The sequence below is a fragment of the Micromonospora hortensis genome (assembly GCF_022230935.1).
Classification (GTDB): Bacteria; Actinomycetota; Actinomycetes; order Mycobacteriales; family Micromonosporaceae; genus Micromonospora; species Micromonospora hortensis.
The window spans coordinates 33,181-49,305 of the sequence record NZ_JAKKFE010000011.1; the positions used below are offsets into that span (position 1 = coordinate 33,181).

Annotated in this window: 15 protein-coding genes and 1 tRNA gene; 2 read left to right on the plus strand and 14 right to left on the minus strand. The window is 70.6% G+C overall.

The genetic code is table 11. The features are described 5' to 3' along the window. Nucleotides 1-80: 80 nt before the first annotated feature. The 8 genes from NIE111_RS07000 to NIE111_RS07035 form a co-directional block, all read right to left on the minus strand. The gene (locus tag NIE111_RS07000) at nucleotides 81-1,409 is read right to left on the minus strand and encodes a sulfate adenylyltransferase subunit 1 (protein ID WP_372488293.1); all 1,329 of its coding nucleotides are present in this window, start codon (nucleotides 1,407-1,409) and stop codon (nucleotides 81-83) included. Beyond that, nucleotides 1,409-2,320, minus strand: coding sequence for a sulfate adenylyltransferase subunit CysD (cysD, locus tag NIE111_RS07005; RefSeq protein ID WP_210784774.1), 912 nt, complete (start codon nucleotides 2,318-2,320; stop codon nucleotides 1,409-1,411). Before cysD ends, NIE111_RS07000 begins: the two co-directional genes overlap by 1 nt. Before the next feature lie 75 nt (nucleotides 2,321-2,395). Beyond that, nucleotides 2,396-3,226 carry a 3'(2'),5'-bisphosphate nucleotidase CysQ gene (locus NIE111_RS07010; RefSeq protein WP_238683597.1) on the minus strand — a complete coding sequence of 277 codons (831 nt, stop codon included), beginning with the start codon at nucleotides 3,224-3,226 and terminating at the stop codon, nucleotides 2,396-2,398. Between the two features lie 132 nt (nucleotides 3,227-3,358). Next, nucleotides 3,359-3,949, minus strand: a complete 591-nt coding sequence (gene pth / locus NIE111_RS07015; protein WP_238683598.1) for an aminoacyl-tRNA hydrolase — start codon at nucleotides 3,947-3,949, stop codon at nucleotides 3,359-3,361. A 94-nt stretch (nucleotides 3,950-4,043) separates the two neighbouring features. After that, nucleotides 4,044-4,733: a 50S ribosomal protein L25/general stress protein Ctc gene (locus NIE111_RS07020; protein ID WP_238683599.1), complete on the minus strand. Its 690-nt coding sequence runs from the start codon at nucleotides 4,731-4,733 to the stop codon at nucleotides 4,044-4,046. A 333-nt stretch (nucleotides 4,734-5,066) separates the two neighbouring features. Further along, nucleotides 5,067-6,047 carry a ribose-phosphate diphosphokinase gene (locus tag NIE111_RS07025; protein ID WP_091394633.1) on the minus strand — a complete coding sequence of 327 codons (981 nt, stop codon included), beginning with the start codon at nucleotides 6,045-6,047 and terminating at the stop codon, nucleotides 5,067-5,069. A gap of 58 nt (nucleotides 6,048-6,105) precedes the next feature. Beyond that, nucleotides 6,106-7,665 carry a bifunctional UDP-N-acetylglucosamine diphosphorylase/glucosamine-1-phosphate N-acetyltransferase GlmU gene (gene glmU / locus NIE111_RS07030; RefSeq protein ID WP_308193639.1) on the minus strand — a complete coding sequence of 520 codons (1,560 nt, stop codon included), beginning with the start codon at nucleotides 7,663-7,665 and terminating at the stop codon, nucleotides 6,106-6,108. A 110-nt stretch (nucleotides 7,666-7,775) separates the two neighbouring features. After that, nucleotides 7,776-7,847 (minus strand) — tRNA-Gln (locus NIE111_RS07035). Nucleotides 7,848-8,160: 313 nt separating this feature from the next. Between NIE111_RS07035 and NIE111_RS07040 the strand changes: the two genes are divergently transcribed. Then, entirely contained in the window at nucleotides 8,161-9,126 is a 966-nt protein-coding gene (locus tag NIE111_RS07040; RefSeq protein WP_238683600.1) for an acyl-CoA desaturase, read from the plus strand. A gap of 224 nt (nucleotides 9,127-9,350) precedes the next feature. Then, on the plus strand, nucleotides 9,351-10,049 hold the full coding sequence (locus NIE111_RS07045) for a TetR/AcrR family transcriptional regulator (RefSeq protein WP_238683601.1): 699 nt from the start codon (nucleotides 9,351-9,353) through the stop codon (nucleotides 10,047-10,049). A 6-nt stretch (nucleotides 10,050-10,055) separates the two neighbouring features. Here the strand turns inward: NIE111_RS07045 and NIE111_RS07050 are convergent, their stop codons facing one another. The 6 genes from NIE111_RS07050 to NIE111_RS07075 form a co-directional block, all read right to left on the minus strand. After that, complete coding sequence (locus NIE111_RS07050) at nucleotides 10,056-10,532, minus strand: DUF4383 domain-containing protein (RefSeq protein WP_238683602.1); 477 nt, start codon at nucleotides 10,530-10,532, stop codon at nucleotides 10,056-10,058. Between the two features lie 203 nt (nucleotides 10,533-10,735). Next, nucleotides 10,736-11,191 (minus strand): DUF4383 domain-containing protein, encoded by a 456-nt coding sequence (locus NIE111_RS07055; protein ID WP_238683603.1) that lies wholly within the window; start codon nucleotides 11,189-11,191, stop codon nucleotides 10,736-10,738. Nucleotides 11,192-11,291: 100 nt separating this feature from the next. After that, nucleotides 11,292-13,097 (minus strand): ABC-F family ATP-binding cassette domain-containing protein, encoded by a 1,806-nt coding sequence (locus NIE111_RS07060; protein WP_238683604.1) that lies wholly within the window; start codon nucleotides 13,095-13,097, stop codon nucleotides 11,292-11,294. Between the two features lie 120 nt (nucleotides 13,098-13,217). Continuing rightward, a complete protein-coding gene (locus tag NIE111_RS07065) occupies nucleotides 13,218-14,165 on the minus strand; it encodes a 4-(cytidine 5'-diphospho)-2-C-methyl-D-erythritol kinase (protein ID WP_238683605.1) in 948 nt (315 codons plus the stop codon). An 86-nt stretch (nucleotides 14,166-14,251) separates the two neighbouring features. Beyond that, the gene (gene rsmA, locus NIE111_RS07070) at nucleotides 14,252-15,121 is read right to left on the minus strand and encodes a 16S rRNA (adenine(1518)-N(6)/adenine(1519)-N(6))-dimethyltransferase RsmA (RefSeq protein WP_238683606.1); all 870 of its coding nucleotides are present in this window, start codon (nucleotides 15,119-15,121) and stop codon (nucleotides 14,252-14,254) included. Between the two features lie 46 nt (nucleotides 15,122-15,167). Beyond that, a complete protein-coding gene (locus NIE111_RS07075; protein WP_238683607.1) occupies nucleotides 15,168-16,067 on the minus strand; it encodes a TatD family hydrolase in 900 nt (299 codons plus the stop codon). Between the last annotated feature and the right edge of the window lie 58 nt (nucleotides 16,068-16,125).

Genomic DNA, 16,125 nt, shown 5'->3' on the forward strand with positions numbered 1-16,125 from the left:
ATGGGTGAGGCCACTACTTCATGGATCGAGCGCGATCTTGCGGGCGGGCGGGCGGGCTCGGGCTTGCCGGCGGGGTGGGGTTAGCTGGCTTCGACGATCATGGCGGCGCCCACCGTGCGGTTGGTCGCCTCGTCGATGATGACGAAACCGCCGGTGGTGCGGTTACGGCGGTACTCGTCGGCCAGCAGCGGCACCGTCGTGCGCAGTCGCACCCGGCCGATCTCGTTGAGCCGCAGTTCGTCGGCGGACTCGTCGCGGTGCAGGGAGTTGATGTCCAGCCGGTAGTGCAGCCCGCGCACGATCGCCCGTGCCGACCGGGTGGTGTGCTTGATCGCGTACCGGGCGCCGACCCGCAACGGGGCCGTCTCGTCCATCCAGCAGACCATCGCCTCGATGTCCTGCGCCACCGCCGGTGCGTTGTTCGGCCGGCAGATCAGGTCACCCCGCGAGATGTCGATCTCGTCGGCCAGTCGTACCGTCACCGACATCGGCGGGAACGCTTCCGGCACCGGCCCGTCGGCGGTCTCCACGGCGGCGATCCGGCTGGTGAAGCCGGAGGGCAGCACCATCACCTCGTCACCCGGCTTCAGCACGCCGGAGGCGACCTGGCCGGCGTAGCCGCGGTAGTCGGTGACAGTGGTGGACTGCGGACGGATCACGTACTGCACCGGGAACCGGACGTCGACCAGGTTGCGGTCGCTGGCGATGTGCACCCGCTCCAGGTGGTGCAGCAGCGACGGGCCCTCGTACCAGGGCATGTTGTCCGACCGGGTGACGATGTTGTCGCCGCGCAACGCGGAGACCGGCACCACTGTCAGGTCCGGTGCGTCGAGCTTTGCCGCGAACGCTGTGAACTCGTCGGCGATCCGCTCGTAGACCTCCTGCGACCAGTCGACCAGGTCCATCTTGTTGACACAGAGGACCAGGTGCGGCACCCGCAGCAGGGAGCAGAGGAACGCGTGCCGGCGGGACTGCTCGACGAGGCCCTTGCGCGCGTCCACCAGGATCAACGCCAGGTCCGCCGTCGACGCGCCGGTGACCATGTTGCGGGTGTACTGGATGTGGCCCGGAGTGTCGGCGATGATGAACTTGCGCCGGGGGGTGGCGAAGTACCGGTACGCCACGTCGATGGTGATGCCCTGCTCCCGCTCGGCCCGCAGACCGTCGGTGAGCAACGCCAGGTTGGTGTATTCGTCACCACGGGCCGCGCTGACCGCCTCCACGGCGGCCAACTGGTCGGTGAAGAGCGACTTGGTGTCGTAGAGCAGCCGCCCGATCAGGGTCGACTTCCCGTCGTCCACGCTGCCGGCGGTGGCGAACCTCAGCAGGTCCATAGCCCGGGCCTCCGGCCCGGCCCCGGTGGCAGCCCGGGCCTCCGCATTCGCGGACGCCACGATCTCGGTGCTCATCAGAAGTAGCCCTCCCGCTTGCGGTCTTCCATGGCGGCCTCACTGACCCGGTCGTCACCACGGGTGGCGCCACGCTCGGTGATCCGGGTGGCCGCCACCTCCTCGATGACCTTCTCCACGGTGTCCGCCTCGGAACGGACCGCGGCGGTGCAGGAGGCGTCGCCGACGGTGCGGTAGCGCACCTGCGCCTTGAACCGCTCCTCACCCGCGCGGGGACGGAAGAACTCGTTGACGGCGTAGAACATGCCGTCCCGCTCGATCACCTCACGCTCGTGCGCGTAGTAGATCGACGGCAGCGGGATGCGCTCCCGGGCGATGTAGTGCCAGACGTCCAGCTCGGTCCAGTTGGACAGCGGGAAGACGCGGATCGACTCGCCCGGGTGGTGCCGGCCGTTGTAGAGCGACCACAACTCCGGTCGCTGGTTCTTCGGGTCCCACTGACCGAACTCGTCCCGGAAGCTGAACACCCGCTCCTTCGCCCGGGCCTTCTCCTCGTCCCGGCGGGCGCCACCGAACAGCGCGTCGAAGCGGTGCTTCTCCACCGCGTCCAGCAGCACCGGTGTCTGGATCCGGTTACGCATGCCGTCACCGGACTCTCGGACCATGCCGCTGGCCAGGGCCTCCGGCACGCTCGCCACCACGAGTTGCAACCCGAGCTCGGCAACCCGTTGGTCGCGGTATTCCAGGACCTCGGGGAAGTTGTGCCCGGTGTCGACGTGCATCACCGGGAAGGGGACGTTGGCCGGTGCGAACGCCTTCTGCGCGAGCCGCAGCATGACGATCGAGTCCTTGCCACCGGAGAAGAGCATCACCGGGCGTTCCATCTCGGCGACCACCTCGCGCATCACGAAGATGCTCTCCGCTTCCAAGGCGTCCAGGTGGGAGACCTGGTACGCCGCGGGGGTGGTCATGACACCGGCTCGATTCGCTCGCTCATCCGATTTCCAGACCTTTCCGGTCGGGCATGTCAAGAAAGTTCGCTCAGGCTACCCGGAATGTTTCTGCAACGCTGCAAGCAACCGGGTGGCGAGATCCTTGCGGCAGACCAGGAGGTCGGGCAGCCGCGGATCCGCCTCGTTGTATTTCAGCGCAGAACCGTCGATCCGGGAAGCGTGCAGTCCGGTGGCCGTCGCCACAGCGATCGGGGCTGCGGAGTCCCACTCGTACTGCCCACCTGCGTGGATGTACGCGTCCACCTCACCGGTGACCACTGCGGCGATTTTCGCTCCGGCCGAGCCCATCGGCACCAGGTGCGCCCCGACGTCCTCGGCCAGATCGGTCAGGAAGACCGGTGGCCGGCTCCGGCTTGCGGCCAGGCGGATCTTCCGCTCGCCGGCCGTCGCCGCCTCCACAGTCATCGGCGGGTACGCCGGCGGGTAGTCGGTGCCCAGCACCCGGTGCTGCGCCGGCAACCCCACCGCCCCGGCGACCAGCCCGTGCGGGCTCGGCGCGTTGCGCGCCCAGAGCGCCACGTGCACCGCCCAGTCCGAGCGCCCCTCCTCGGAGAACTCCCGGGTGCCGTCCAGCGGGTCGACGATCCACACCCGGTCCGCGTTCAACCGGGACACCGCTCCGGTGTTCACCTCAGCGGCCCAGGCCATCCGCGAGCCCTCGTCCTCCTCGGAGAGCACCGCGTCACCCGGACGCCACTTCGCCAACTCCGTGCGGATCAGGTCGTGCGACACCTTGTCCCCGGCCGACTTCAGCGCACCGGCGTCGGCGAAACCCATCTCCGTACGCAGGTCGAGCAACGCCTGCCCAGCCCGGGACGCCAACCATCGGGCGAACGCGCCATCGATCATCGGAGGACTGCTCATCTGTCCGCTCCCGTCGCCTCGCCGCGCTGCCCGCACGGGCCGATCCGCCGCGACTCGCGTCGCCGGTCGCGGCACGCTGAAAGGCGCAGACTACCGGCCCGCCGTTTCCGATTCGGGTACGCCCCGCCCGGCTCAGCCGCCGTGGTAGAGGTTCTGGGTCGGCTCCACACCCTTGGTGATCACCGACTCCACCACGTCGGCGGCCCGGTCCACCAGGAAATCCAACTCCTTGCGCTCGGCCGCGCCGAAATCCGACAGCACGTAATCCGCCGGATCCTGGCGCCCCGGCGGTCGGCCGACGCCGAACCGCACCCGGGCGTAGTCCTTGGTCCCCAACGACTTCGACATCGAGCGCAGGCCGTTGTGCCCGCCCTCGCCGCCGCCGAACTTGATCCGCACCTGACCGAAGTCGATGTCCAGCTCGTCATGCACCGCGATCACCTGCGCGGTCGGCACCTTGTAGAACTGTGCCAACGCTGCGACCGGCCCGCCGGACAGGTTCATGTACGTCAGTGGCTTGACCAGCACCAGCTTCGGCCCGCCGAACCCCAGCCGCGCCTCGGCCACCTCGGCCACCGCCCGCTTGTGCCGGCCGAAACGCGCACCCACCCGCCCGGCCAGCAGTTCGGCCACCATGAACCCGACGTTGTGCCGGTTGCCGGCGTACTCCCGACCCGGGTTGCCCAGGCCGACCACCAGCCACGGCCCCGCCTCGTCCGTCACTACCTGTCCCTTCCGACGCCCATCCCATCGACTCCCGATATGCCGACAGGCGCCCCCGAACATTCGGGGACGCCTGTCGCACAGTACGAACCGATCAGGCCTCGGTGCGCGCCTCGGTGGCCTCGGCGGCAGCCTCGGTGTCCGCGCCCTCGGAGCCCTCGGTGGTCTCGCCGGCCTCGGCCTCGGCCTCGTCGGTGGCGGTCTCGACCTCGGGCAGCGTCGCCTCGAGCTGCTCGGCGGTCGGGGCGGCGGTGATCGACGCGACGGTCAGCTCCGAGTCGACGGCCAGCTCGACGCCGGTCGGCAGCTCGACATCGCCGGCAGTCACCAGGGTGCCCGCCTCCAGGCCCTCGATCGACGCCTCGAGGTGGTCCGGAACCTTGGTGGCGTCCGCGGTCACCGAGAGGGTGTCGTGGTCGTGCACGATCAGGGTGTCCCGGGCGGCCTCGCCGGTCAGCTGGACCGGGACCTCGACGGTGACCTTCTCGCCCCGGCGGACCAGGATCAGGTCGACGTGCTCGAAGGTGTCGCGGATCGGGTCACGCTGGATCGCCTTCGGCAGCGCCAGCACCTGGGTGCCGTCGGCGATGTCGATCGCGAAGAGCTGGTTGGCACCACCCTTGCGGATCGCGGCGGCGAACTCCCGCGACGGCAGCGCGATGTGCTTGGGCTTCTCGCCGTGGCCGTACAGCACGGCGGGCACCTTGCCGGCCCGGCGGGTACGGCGGGCACCACCCTTGCCGAACTCGGTACGGGGCTCGGCGCTGATCTTTACCTCGGACACGGGGAAACTCCTGATGCTTTTCGCTGCGGCGGCTTGTCGTCTAACGGTGCTGGGGCGAGGGGCTCGCTGGGGCTCATGCGTCATGAACGACTGCCCGGAGCACCGCGTCGATGACGGTGCCTCCGTGCGGCGCTTTTCAGCGGCCCGCCGGGCACCCTCGCCGTGGCAACCGCACCAGTCTACCCGAGCTGTTTCCAGGGTTTCCGGCAGTCCCCGATCACGGCTCAGGACCGGCGCGTCGGTGGTGCTCCCACCAGCGTGCCGGCCCCGTTTCGACCAGTTTGCCAGCCCCGCCCCCGCCAGCGTGTCGAGTGACGGAAACGGGGCTCAGGCTCAGCTCAGGCCACCGAAGAGGGTGGTCACCGAGCCGTCGTCGAAGACCTCGCGGATCGCACGCGCCAGCAGCGGCGCGATCGACAGCACCGTGAGCTTGTCCAGCTGCTTCTCCGGCGGGAGCGGCAGGGTGTTCGTCACCACGATCTCGCTGATCGAGCTGTTCTTCAACCGCTCGGTGGCCGGGTCGGACAGCAGCGCGTGGGTGGACGCGACCACGATCTCCGCAGCGCCCGACTCCTTGAGGATGTCGGCGGCCTTGGCGATGGTGCCCCCGGTGTCGATCATGTCGTCGACGATCAGGCAGACCCGGCCCTCCACCTCGCCGACGACCCGGTTCGCCACGACCTGGTTCGGCTTCATCGGGTCACGGGTCTTGTGGATGAACGCCAGCGGGCAGCCGCCCAGCCGGTCGGTCCACCGCTCTGCCACCCGCACCCGACCCGAGTCCGGTGCCACCACTGTCATCGGCCGGCCGGCGTACTTGTGTTCCACGTACTCGGCCAGGATGTCCATGGCGAAGAGGTGGTCCACCGGGCCGTCGAAGAAGCCCTGGATCTGCGCGGTGTGCAGGTCGACGGTGAGGATGCGGTTCGCGCCGGCGGTCTTCAGCAGGTCCGCCACCAGTCGGGCCGAGATCGGCTCCCGACCACGGTGCTTCTTGTCCTGACGGGCGTACGGGTAGAACGGCAGCACCACTGTGATCCGCTTGGCGGACCCCCGCTTCAGCGCGTCCACCATGATCAGGGTCTCCATGACCCAGGTGTTCACCCCGTGCGTGACGGACTGCACCACGAAGGCGTCCGAACCACGTACCGAGTCCTTGAACCGTACGAAGAGCTCGCCGTTGGCGAACTCGTACGCGTCGGCCGGCGTCGGCGCGACGCCGAGCACCTCGCCGATCTCCTTGGCCAACTCCGGAAAGCCACGTCCGGAAAAGAGCATCAGGCTTTTGCGGTTTTCGGCGACGATGCTGCCCATGGGCCCGTCTGCTCCCGTTATGTCGGCGGTACCCGACCCGGTGGTGGTGGGTCGGGGACTATTCGGTTGCAGTATCTCCCGCGCCGGATGCGCCGCCCACCGTCTCGGTCGCACCGTGGATTGCCTCACTGTGGCTTGCGGCACCAGTCGTACCGGACGCACCCTTCGCGTCGCCGGTCGGCTGCTCATCCTTCGCGTCGCGGGCCCGCTGCGCCGCCTCCGCCGCGGCAGTGCCGGCGCGCCGCTTGACCACCCAGCCCTCGATGTTGCGCTGGCGCGCCCGGGCGACGCCCATCGCTCCGGCCGGCACGTCGTCGACGATCACCGAACCAGCCGCCGTGTACGCCCCATCGCCCACCTCGACCGGTGCCACGAACATGTTGTCCGCACCGGTCCGCGCGTGGCTGCCGATCACGGTGCGGTGCTTGTTGACCCCGTCGTAGTTCACGAAGACCGACGCGGCGCCGATGTTGGTCTGCTCGCCGATCGTCGCGTCGCCGACGTACGTCAGGTGCGGCACCTTCGCGCCGGCGCCGATCTGCGAGTTCTTCACCTCGACGAACGTGCCGACCTTCGCCTTCTCGGCCAACTGGGCGGCCGGCCGCAGGTACGCGTACGGCCCGACGGTTGCGCCCGCGCCCACCTCGGCGCCGACGGCGTGACTGCGGATCACCGACGCGGCGGGGCCGACGATCGTGTCGATCAGGGTGACGTCCGGCCCGATCAGCGCGCCCGCGCCGACCACAGTGCCGCCGCGCAACTGGGTGTTCTGGTCGACCACCGCGTCCCGGTCCAGCGCGACAGTCACGTCGATCCAGGTGGTGGCGGGGTCGAGCAGGCTCACCCCGGTGCGCATCCACGCCTCGTTGATCCGGTCGCGCAGTAGTCGACGCAGCGTGGACAGCTCCACCCGGTCGTTGCAGCCCAACGTCTCGACGTGGTCCACGGCAACGTGCACCGCGACCGGCTCACCGGCGGAACGGAGCAGACCGAAGACGTCGGTCAGGTACTCCTCGCCCTGGTCGTTGTCGGTGGAGAGCTTGCCCAGCGCCTCGCGCAGCCGCACGGCGTCGAACGCGTAGATGCCGGCGTTGATCTCCCGGATGGCGCGCTGCGTCGTGTCGGCGTCACGCTCCTCGACGATCTGCTCCAAGCGACCGTCGGCGTCCCGCACGATCCGTCCCAGGCCGGTCGGGTCGGGCACCTCGGCGGCCAGCACGGTGGCCGCCGCGGAGGCCTCCTCGTGCGCGGTCACCAGCGCGCCCACCGTCTCGGGTCGCAGCAGGGGCACGTCACCGTTGATCACCACGACGGTGCCGGCACCGTCCGGTACGGCCTCCAGAGCGATTCGTACGGCATGCCCGGTGCCGAGCTGCTCGGCCTGGAGCACCGGAGTGGCGTCCGGGGCGACCTCGGACAGGTGCGCCCGCACCTGGTCGGCGCCGTGGCCCACCACGACGACTGTGCGGTCCGCGCCCAACGGTGCGGCGGCGCTCAGCACGTGACCGAGGAGCGTCCGACCGAGCAGGGGGTGCAGCACCTTGGGCAGTGCCGACTTCATCCGCTTACCCTCACCGGCGGCAAGTACGACGACGGTACGGAGGTGGGGCTGGGGCACGACGTGGCTCCCGTCGGGACGGCGGACACTCTCGCGGCCATGCTAGCCGCGAGGCCCGGCACGTTCCTCTCTTACCCCCACCGGACCCTAAAGCGGACGTAGGTGGGCAGCTCGGCCGCCAGGGTTCGAACCTGAAATACGGGTACCAAAGACCCGGGTGTTGCCAATTACACCACGGCCGATCAGCGACGCGAGCACGTCGCACAGGGGATGGACATCCCGCCGCTACACCTTAGCGCCCCCGCTGTCGGATGCCAGCGCTCATCCCGCCGCAGGGCGAGTGGTCGATGCCGCCGGTCTTCCGGGGGTCGTCGGCCCGCGCCTCAACCGCCCTCTTCCCGGACCGGCCAGGCACCCGCCACGGAGCCGGCTGACCTGCGACTTCGAGCAGTTACGCGAAGACGTTTCGAAAGTTCCTCGTGCGATCTACGGTGCCGTAAGTTACGGTGACGTAGGCGTAGCTTCGTGATCGTTACCATCCCCCTGCGAGGTCCCATGTCCACTGCTCTGCTCGATTCCAACACCGCCGGCCCCGGCCCCAAACCACTCACCGACGGCAGCCAGTCCCCCGGCATCCTGGCGGCCCTCTGGGCCTTCGTGGTGATCCCCTTCGTCGCCCTGCTGATCGCCGTGCCGGTGGCGTGGGGCGGCTGGCTGGGCTGGACCGACGTCATCATCGGCCTGGTCTGGTACGTCGTCTCCGGGCTCGGCATCACCGTCGGTTTCCACCGCTACTTCACGCACGGCTCGTTCAAGGCCAAGCGGTGGCTTCGGGTGACTCTGGCGGTCGCGGGATCGCTTGCGGTGCAGGGCGAGATCATTCAGTGGGTCGCCGACCACAGGCGTCACCACGCGTTCTCCGACCTGGAGGGCGACCCGCACTCGCCGTGGCGCTTCGGCACCAGCTTCTGGGCGTTGACCCGGGGCCTGTTCCATGCGCACGTGGGCTGGCTGTTCCGCCGGGAGCTGTCCAATCGCGGGCGTTTCGCACCGGACCTCATCGCCGACCGGGACATCAGCCGCGTCGACCGACTCTTTCCCGCGCTGGTGGCCATCTCACTGCTCGGCCCGGCGCTGATCGGCGGCCTGGTGACCTGGTCCTGGCAGGGCGCGCTGACCGCGTTCTTCTGGGCCGGGCTGGTCCGGATCGGCCTGCTGCACCACGTCACCTGGGCGATCAACTCGGTGTGCCACGTCTACGGTGAACGTCCGTTCGCGATGCGCCAGGGCGACCGCGCGTCGAACTTCTGGCCGCTGGCGATCCTGTCGTTCGGCGAGAGCTGGCACAACCTGCACCACGCCGACCCGACCAGCGCCCGGCACGGCGTGTTGCGCGGTCAGGTGGACATCTCCGCCCGGGTGATCTGGTTGTTCGAGAAGACCGGCGCGGCGACGCAGGTGCGCTGGCCGAAGCCCGAGCGACTCGCCGCCAAGCTGGTGAAGCCTGTCGCACCCCACTGAAACCGGGCGGTGCACGGGGATGCCGCCTGGCAGGATGGCCGGGTGACCGAGCCATGCGGGGGGACCGGGCGGCTCGGCGGACGGGGAGCCGAGCCCGATCCGGGTACGGTCGAACGGCGCGTCAGGGCGGTCGAACCGCCCGACAGTGAGGCGACGACGTGAACGGGCACAGCGGAGGAACCATTCCACGGCAGGGCGTCACCGAGCGCCAGCGAGGCGGCGACATGCCCGAGGTCAGCGACGACGCGGCGGCAGCTGTCGGCGGCCGACGGGCGACGCCGACGGCGGCGCCGAAGGCCAAAGCTCCCTCCCGGGTCCGCATGTCGGCGGCCCAACGCCGGGAGCAGTTGATCGCGACCGGCCGGCAGCTCTTCGCCGAACGCGGCTTCGACGCCACCTCCATCGAGGAGGTGGCGGCCCGCGCCAAGGTCTCCAAGCCGGTGGTCTACGAGCACTTCGGTGGCAAGGAAGGGCTCTACGCGGTGGTGGTGGACCGGGAGGTCCGGGCCCTGTTGGACCGGATCACCACGGCGTTGACCGCAGGGCATCCGCGGGAGCTGCTGGAACAAGCGGCGCTCGCCCTGCTGACCTACATCGAGGAGGAGACCAGCGGTTTCCGGGTGCTGGTCCGCGAGTCGCCGCTGATGTCCGGCACTGCCAACTTCAGCAGCGTCATGAACGACGTGGCGCACCAGGTCGAGCACATCCTGGGCGCGGAGTACAAGAGCCGCGGGTACGACCCGAAGCTCGCCGAGCTGTACTCGCAGGCGCTGGTCGGCATGGTGGCGTTGACCGGTCGCTGGTGGTTGGAGGTGCGTAAGCCGCGCAAGGAGACGGTGGCGGCGCACCTCGTCAACCTGGCCTGGAACGGGTTGTCGCACCTGGAGGCCAAGCCGACGCTGATCACCGCGCGGCGCAACTGACCTCGATCAGCGGCGGTGCACGTCGGCCACCGGGTGCTTCCGGTGCTCCAACTCCGCCTCGGCGGATTCCGGTGGGCCGACCTTGTCGTAGAGGCCGGTGCCGAGCAGGATCAGGCCGAACAGCATCGACACGACCACTGTCGACATCGAGAAGTTGAGAAAGTTCGCTTCGGTCTGCAGCACCGACATCATCAGGATGCTGGTCACCAGGAACACCACGCCCGCTGTGAGGTTCATGTAGTGGCCGAGGTTGGTACGCCGCGAGGCCCCGATGATCAGGACGATCCCGAAGATCACCGAGGCGAGCGAGAAGGCCAGGTTGGTCCGGAGGCCGAGGGCCCAGGTGCTGGTGCGGGCAAAGAGCGGATCCCCGATCGTCTCGGCGACGCCCCACACGCCGAAGACCAGGATGTAGACGCCGATCAGCCCGGAGAGGACCCGGTAGAGCGGCCGTGCCGGATGGTTGACCGGAAAATGCGGCATGCCCAGACCCCCTGATGTGACCGTTTCAGGGGAATTGTCGCCCAAGGCAGGACCGACTGTCCGAAGAACCACAAAGCCGGAAGGTCCGCCGAAGGCTGGACCGGGTCAGGGTTTCGCCGGAGCCCGAGCTGCGCAGGGATCAAGCCTGACCGCCCGGAGCAGCTCGGGCTCCGGCGAAAACCCACGGCCGCAACCAAAAGGGCTCAGAGAACCAGACGAGCCTTCTGGAACGCCTCCGCCTCATCCTCGGTGCCGACCTTGCCGTACATGCCGACCATGAGCAGCACCAGGGCGGCAGTCATCACCACGACCACCGTGGTGATGCTGAAGTTGAAGATGTTGGCGTCGGTCCGGATGAACGCGAGACCGGCCAGGCTGACCACCATGAGGCTGTACGCCAGCCACTGGTTGATCGCCACGTCGATGTTGCGGCCGAGCGCGGTGCCGACCAGCACGATGATCCCGAGCAGCACGCTGAGCAGCGAGAAGCCGAGGTTGGTGCCCTGACCGAGGACCCGGGTGTCGTCCTGGGCGAGGATCTCGTTGCCGGTGCTCGCGATGATGCCGAGCGCACCGAAGACGACCAGGTACAGACCGGTCAGCCCGCCGATCGCCCGGTAGATCGGCCGCGCGGGGTGGTTGACGGGGGTGTGTGCCATGTCTGTGTCTCCAACGCCGTGGGGTAGGTGTCGCCGACGATTGTCTCGCATGTGGTGGTGTGACGCCGCACACGGGGCCCGGGCCGGCGCGCCCGGCCGGTCAGCTCTCGGGCAGGTCCTCGGCGAGGGTCATCCAGCTCTCCTCGATCCGCTCCCGCTCGGCGCGCAGATCCTTGAGCTGGGTGTCCAACTCGGCGACCCGGGCGTAGTCCGTGGCGTCCGCCGCGAGCTGATCGAGCAGCGTGGTCTCGCGCTGGTCGAGCTTGCTGAGCTGCCGCTCCAGCCGGGTCAGCTCCTTGCGGGCCTGACGGACCTCGGCGGCGGACATGCCACCTCCCGAGGGGGCAGCGGACGCGGAGGTCGAGGTGGCGCCCGCCCGAGGAGAGCCGGCCCGCTCGGCGGTCCGCGCGAGGTATTCGTCCACGCCACCCGGCAGGTGCACCAGCCGACCGTCGCCGAACATCCCGTACGCCGTGTCGGTGACCCGCTCGATCAGGTACCGGTCGTGGCTGGCCACGATGATCGTGCCGGGCCACGAGTCGAGCAGGTCCTCCAGCGAGGCGAGGGTGTCCGTGTCCAGGTCGTTGGTGGGCTCGTCGAAGAGCAGCACGTTGGGCTCGCCGGCCAGCAGCCGCAGCATCTGCAACCGGCGGCGTTCCCCACCGGAGAGGTCACTGACCGGGGTCCAGAGGCGGCGGTCGTCGAAGCCGAACACCTCGGCGAGCTGCGAAGCGGAGACCTCCCGGTCGCCGAGCTGAACCCGGCGGGCGACCTCCTCCACCGCCTCCAGCACCCGTAGGTGCCCGGGCAGCTCGGTGAGCTCCTGGGAGAGGAACGCGGGCCGCACTGTGGAGCCGGTGCCGAGGCGACCGCCGTCGGGGCGGGTGATGCCGGCGAGCATCCGCAGCAGCGTGGTCTTGCCAGCGCCGTTGGCGCCGAGGATCGCGATCCGGTCGCCGGGGCCGACCAGCCAGGTGACGTCGCGAAGGATCTCCTTCGGGCCGGCGTGCAGCTCGACGTTCTCCAGGTCGTACACCTGCTTGCCCAACCGCGAGGTGGCCATCCGCTGCAACGACATGGTGTCGCGCGCCGGCGGCACGTCGGCGATCAACGCGTTCGCGGCGTCGATGCGGAACTGCGGCTTGGAGGTCCGGGCGGGTGGGCCACGACGCAGCCAGGCGATCTCCTTGCGGAGCAGGTTCTGCCGGCGGGCCTCGGTGGCGGCGGCGACCCGCTCACGCTCGGCACGGGCGAGGGTCCAGGCGGCGAAGCCACCCTCGTAGGCGCGGACGGTCTGGTCGGCGACCTCCCAGGTGTTGGTGCAGACCGCGTCCAGGAACCACCGGTCGTGGGTGACCACGACCAGGGCGCCCTTGCGGCCGACCAGGTGCCGGGCCAGCCAGTCGACCCCGCCGACGTCCAGGTGGTTGGTGGGCTCGTCGAGGATGAGCAGGTCGGAGTCGCGCACGAGCAGCGCGGCGAGCGCCACCCGGCGGCGTTCGCCACCGGACATCGGGCCGACCGGCTGGTCGAGGCCGAGGTGCGGCATGCCGAGGCCGTCGAGGATGGCCCGCACCCCGGAGTCGCCGGCCCACTCGTGCTCGGCGCCCATGCCCTCGGCGAGCCAGGCGGTGCCGAGCACCACGTCCCGGACGGTGGCCTCGGGGGCGAGGGCGAGCTGCTGCGGCAGCCAGAGCACACGCAGGTCACGGCGGTGGGTCACCCGACCGTCGTCGGGGTCCTCCTGCTTGGTGAGCAGTCGCAACAGGGTGGACTTGCCGGCGCCGTTGAGGCCGACCACGCCGATCCGGTCGGCGTCGTCCAGGCCGAGCGAGACGTCCGTGAGCAGCCGCCCGGCGGCGCCGTACCCCTTGGACACCCGGTCCAGATTGACGATGTTCGCCACGTTCCACCCTTCATGATCAAGGCGTCCCGGTGCCGGCGGGCACCTGGACGCCTTTCCCAAGGGTACGCGGAAGCCCCGGACGCCCGCGCCGCGCGCCAGCAGCTCCGGTGGAACGCGTCGTCAGCCGACGCGGGCGCCGGCTACCGGACCGTGCGCGACCCGCGCCTCCCGGCAGACGCCCGCGGCGGTCAGCTCGGCGGCGATCCGCTCCGCGTCGGCCGCGTTGGCGGCGAGAAACACGCAGGTCGGGCCGGAGCCGGAGACGATGCCGGTGAGCGCACCGGCCGCCTCGCCGGCCTTCAGCGTGTCGGCCAGCGCCGGGCGCATGGCCAGCGCGGCGTCCTGGAGGTCGTTGCCGAGCGTACGGGCGAGCACCCGGGGGTCACGCTGGCGCAGCGCGCCCAGCAGCGCGTCGGTGCTGCCCAGCGGGGCGCCGGCGGCGCCGGAGTCGCGGAGCCGATCCAGCTCCCGGTACGCGGTCGGGGTGGACAGGCCGCCGTCGGCGATCGCCACCACCCAGTGCCAGGAGGTGGGGCGGGCCAGCACGGGGCTGATCGCCTCACCCCGGCCGGTGCCCAGCGCGGTGCCACCGTAGATCAGGAACGGCACGTCGGAGCCGAGGTCGGCGGCGATGCCGGCCAGCTCGTCGCGGGACAGCCCGGTGCCCCAGAGCGCGTCGCAGGCCACCAGCGCGGCGGCCGCGTCGGCGCTACCGCCGGCCAACCCACCGGCGAGCGGGATCTGCTTGCGCAGGTGCAGTCGGGCGTGCGGCAGCACCCCCGCGTACCCGGCGAGGGCGTGCGCGGCGCGGATCACCAGGTTGGTGTCGTCCAGGGCCAGCTCGCCGGTGCCCTCACCCTCCATGGTCAGGGCGAGGGTGTCGCCCCGGCGGGCCGTCAGCTCGTCGTAGATCGAGATGGCGTGGTAGATCGTGTTCAGCTCGTGGTAGCCGTCCCGGCGCAGCGGGCCCACCCCGAGGTGCAGGTTGACCTTCGCGGGCACCCGCACCCGCACCGGGCCGATGGCCCCCCGTCGCTCGTCGTCGTCCGGTCGCCAGGCCTCGGTCACGGGGTGATGTCCCGCACGCGCAGGCGGATGTCGAACGGCTTGGCCACGATCAGCTCCTCAGCGTCCTGGGCGGGCACCGCGTCAGCCTACTTCCCGGCCGGCGTACCGACCGGAGCCGACGCGGCGATGGCAGCGAACTGCTCGACGGTCAGTGACTCCCCACGGGCGCCGGGGTCGACGCCGGCGGCGGTGAGCGCCGCGGCGGCCCGGTCCGCGCCACCGGCCCAGCCGGCCAACGCGGCGCGCAGCGTCTTGCGCCGCTGCGCGAACGCCGCGTCCACCACGGCGAAGACCCGCTCCCGCGGTACGTCGGTGCGGGGCGGCTCGTGGCAGGTGAAGGAGACCAGACCGGAGTCGACGTTGGGCACCGGCCAGAACACGTTCGGCGGCACCTTGCCGGCGCCCCGGGCCTGGGCGTACCAGGCGAGCTTCACCGACGGAATGCCGTACACCTTGGAGCCGGGACCGGCGACGAGCCGGTCGGCGACCTCCTTCTGCACCATCACCAGGCCGCGTCGCAGGCTGGGCAGCACGGCGAGCAGGTGCAGCACCACTGGCACGGCCACGTTGTAGGGCAGGTTCGCCACCAGCGCTGTCGGCGCCGGGTCGGCCAGCTCGGCGGCGGCGATACGCAGCGCGTCCGCGCGGTGCACTGTGAGCCGGGCGGCGTCAGCCCCGGCGTGCCGCGCGACGGTCTCCGGTAGCGCCCCGGCGAGCACCGGGTCGATCTCCACGGCGTGCACGTGCCCGGCGACCGGCAGCAACCCCAGGGTCAGCGAGCCGAGCCCGGGCCCCACCTCCAGGGCGACGTCGTCGGGGGTCAGGCCGGCGGCGGTCACGATCCGGCGCACCGTGTTCGGGTCGTGCACGAAGTTCTGGCCCAGCTTCTTGGTGGGCGCGACGCCCAGCCGGGCGGCGAGTTCCCGGATCTCCGCCGGGCCGAGGAGACCGGTCATGGCTGGCAGCGTAGCGACGGGGTCGGTGCCGACCGTCGAGCCGGGCTCACCACGGGCCGAAGGCCCGGTCGCCGGTGGCGGAGATGGCCGCGCACAGCTCGTCCAGGTCACTGCCGGTGGTCGCGGCGAGCGCGCGGACGGTGAGCGGAATCAGGTACGACGCGTTCGGCCGGCCGCGGTACGGCATCGGGGTGAGGTACGGGGCGTCGGTCTCCACCAGCATCTGATCCGCCGGGGTGAGCGCGGCGGCCTCGCGCAGCGCCGTCGCGCTGCCGAAGGTGACGGTGCCGGCGAAGCTCAACAGGTAGCCGCGGCGGACGCACTCGCGGGCGAAGTCGGCGTCGCCGGAGAAGCAGTGCAGCACCACCCGGTCGGGAGCACCCTCGTCGTCGAGGATCCGCAGCACGTCGGCGTGCGCGTCGCGATCGTGGATGACCAGCGTCTTGCCGTACCGCTTGGCGATGGCGATGTGCGCCCGGAAACTCTGCTCCTGCGCGGCACGCCCCTCGTCCCCGGTCCGGAAGAAGTCCATTCCGGTCTCGCCGATCCCCCGGACCCGATCGCGGGCGGCGAGTGACTCGATCTCCCGCAACGCCTCGTCGAGGTCGCTGAGCCGGGGTGCCTCGTTGGGGTGCAGCGCCACGGTGGCCAGCACGGCCGGGTACCGGTCGGCGGTGTCCGCGCCCCACCGCGAGGAGGCGACGTCGACACCCACCTGGACCAGCCGGTCCACGCCGACCTTCGTTGCCAACGCGATGGCCACGGCAACTGGGTCGTCGGCCGGCCCGCCGCCGGGCACGCCGGCCTCGCTGACAGTGATGTCCAGGTGGGTGTGGCTGTCCAGCACCGCCCGGGGCAACGCCTCGGGGGCGGGCGGAAACTCTCCGGCCCGCCGGGCGGCACGCTCGCGACGGGATTCAGTGGGCTCGCTCATCAGCGACAGCATCACACACCGGGCCTGTCCATCTGCCCGCCACCCGACGTTCACCCGGGCTACGCCGTGC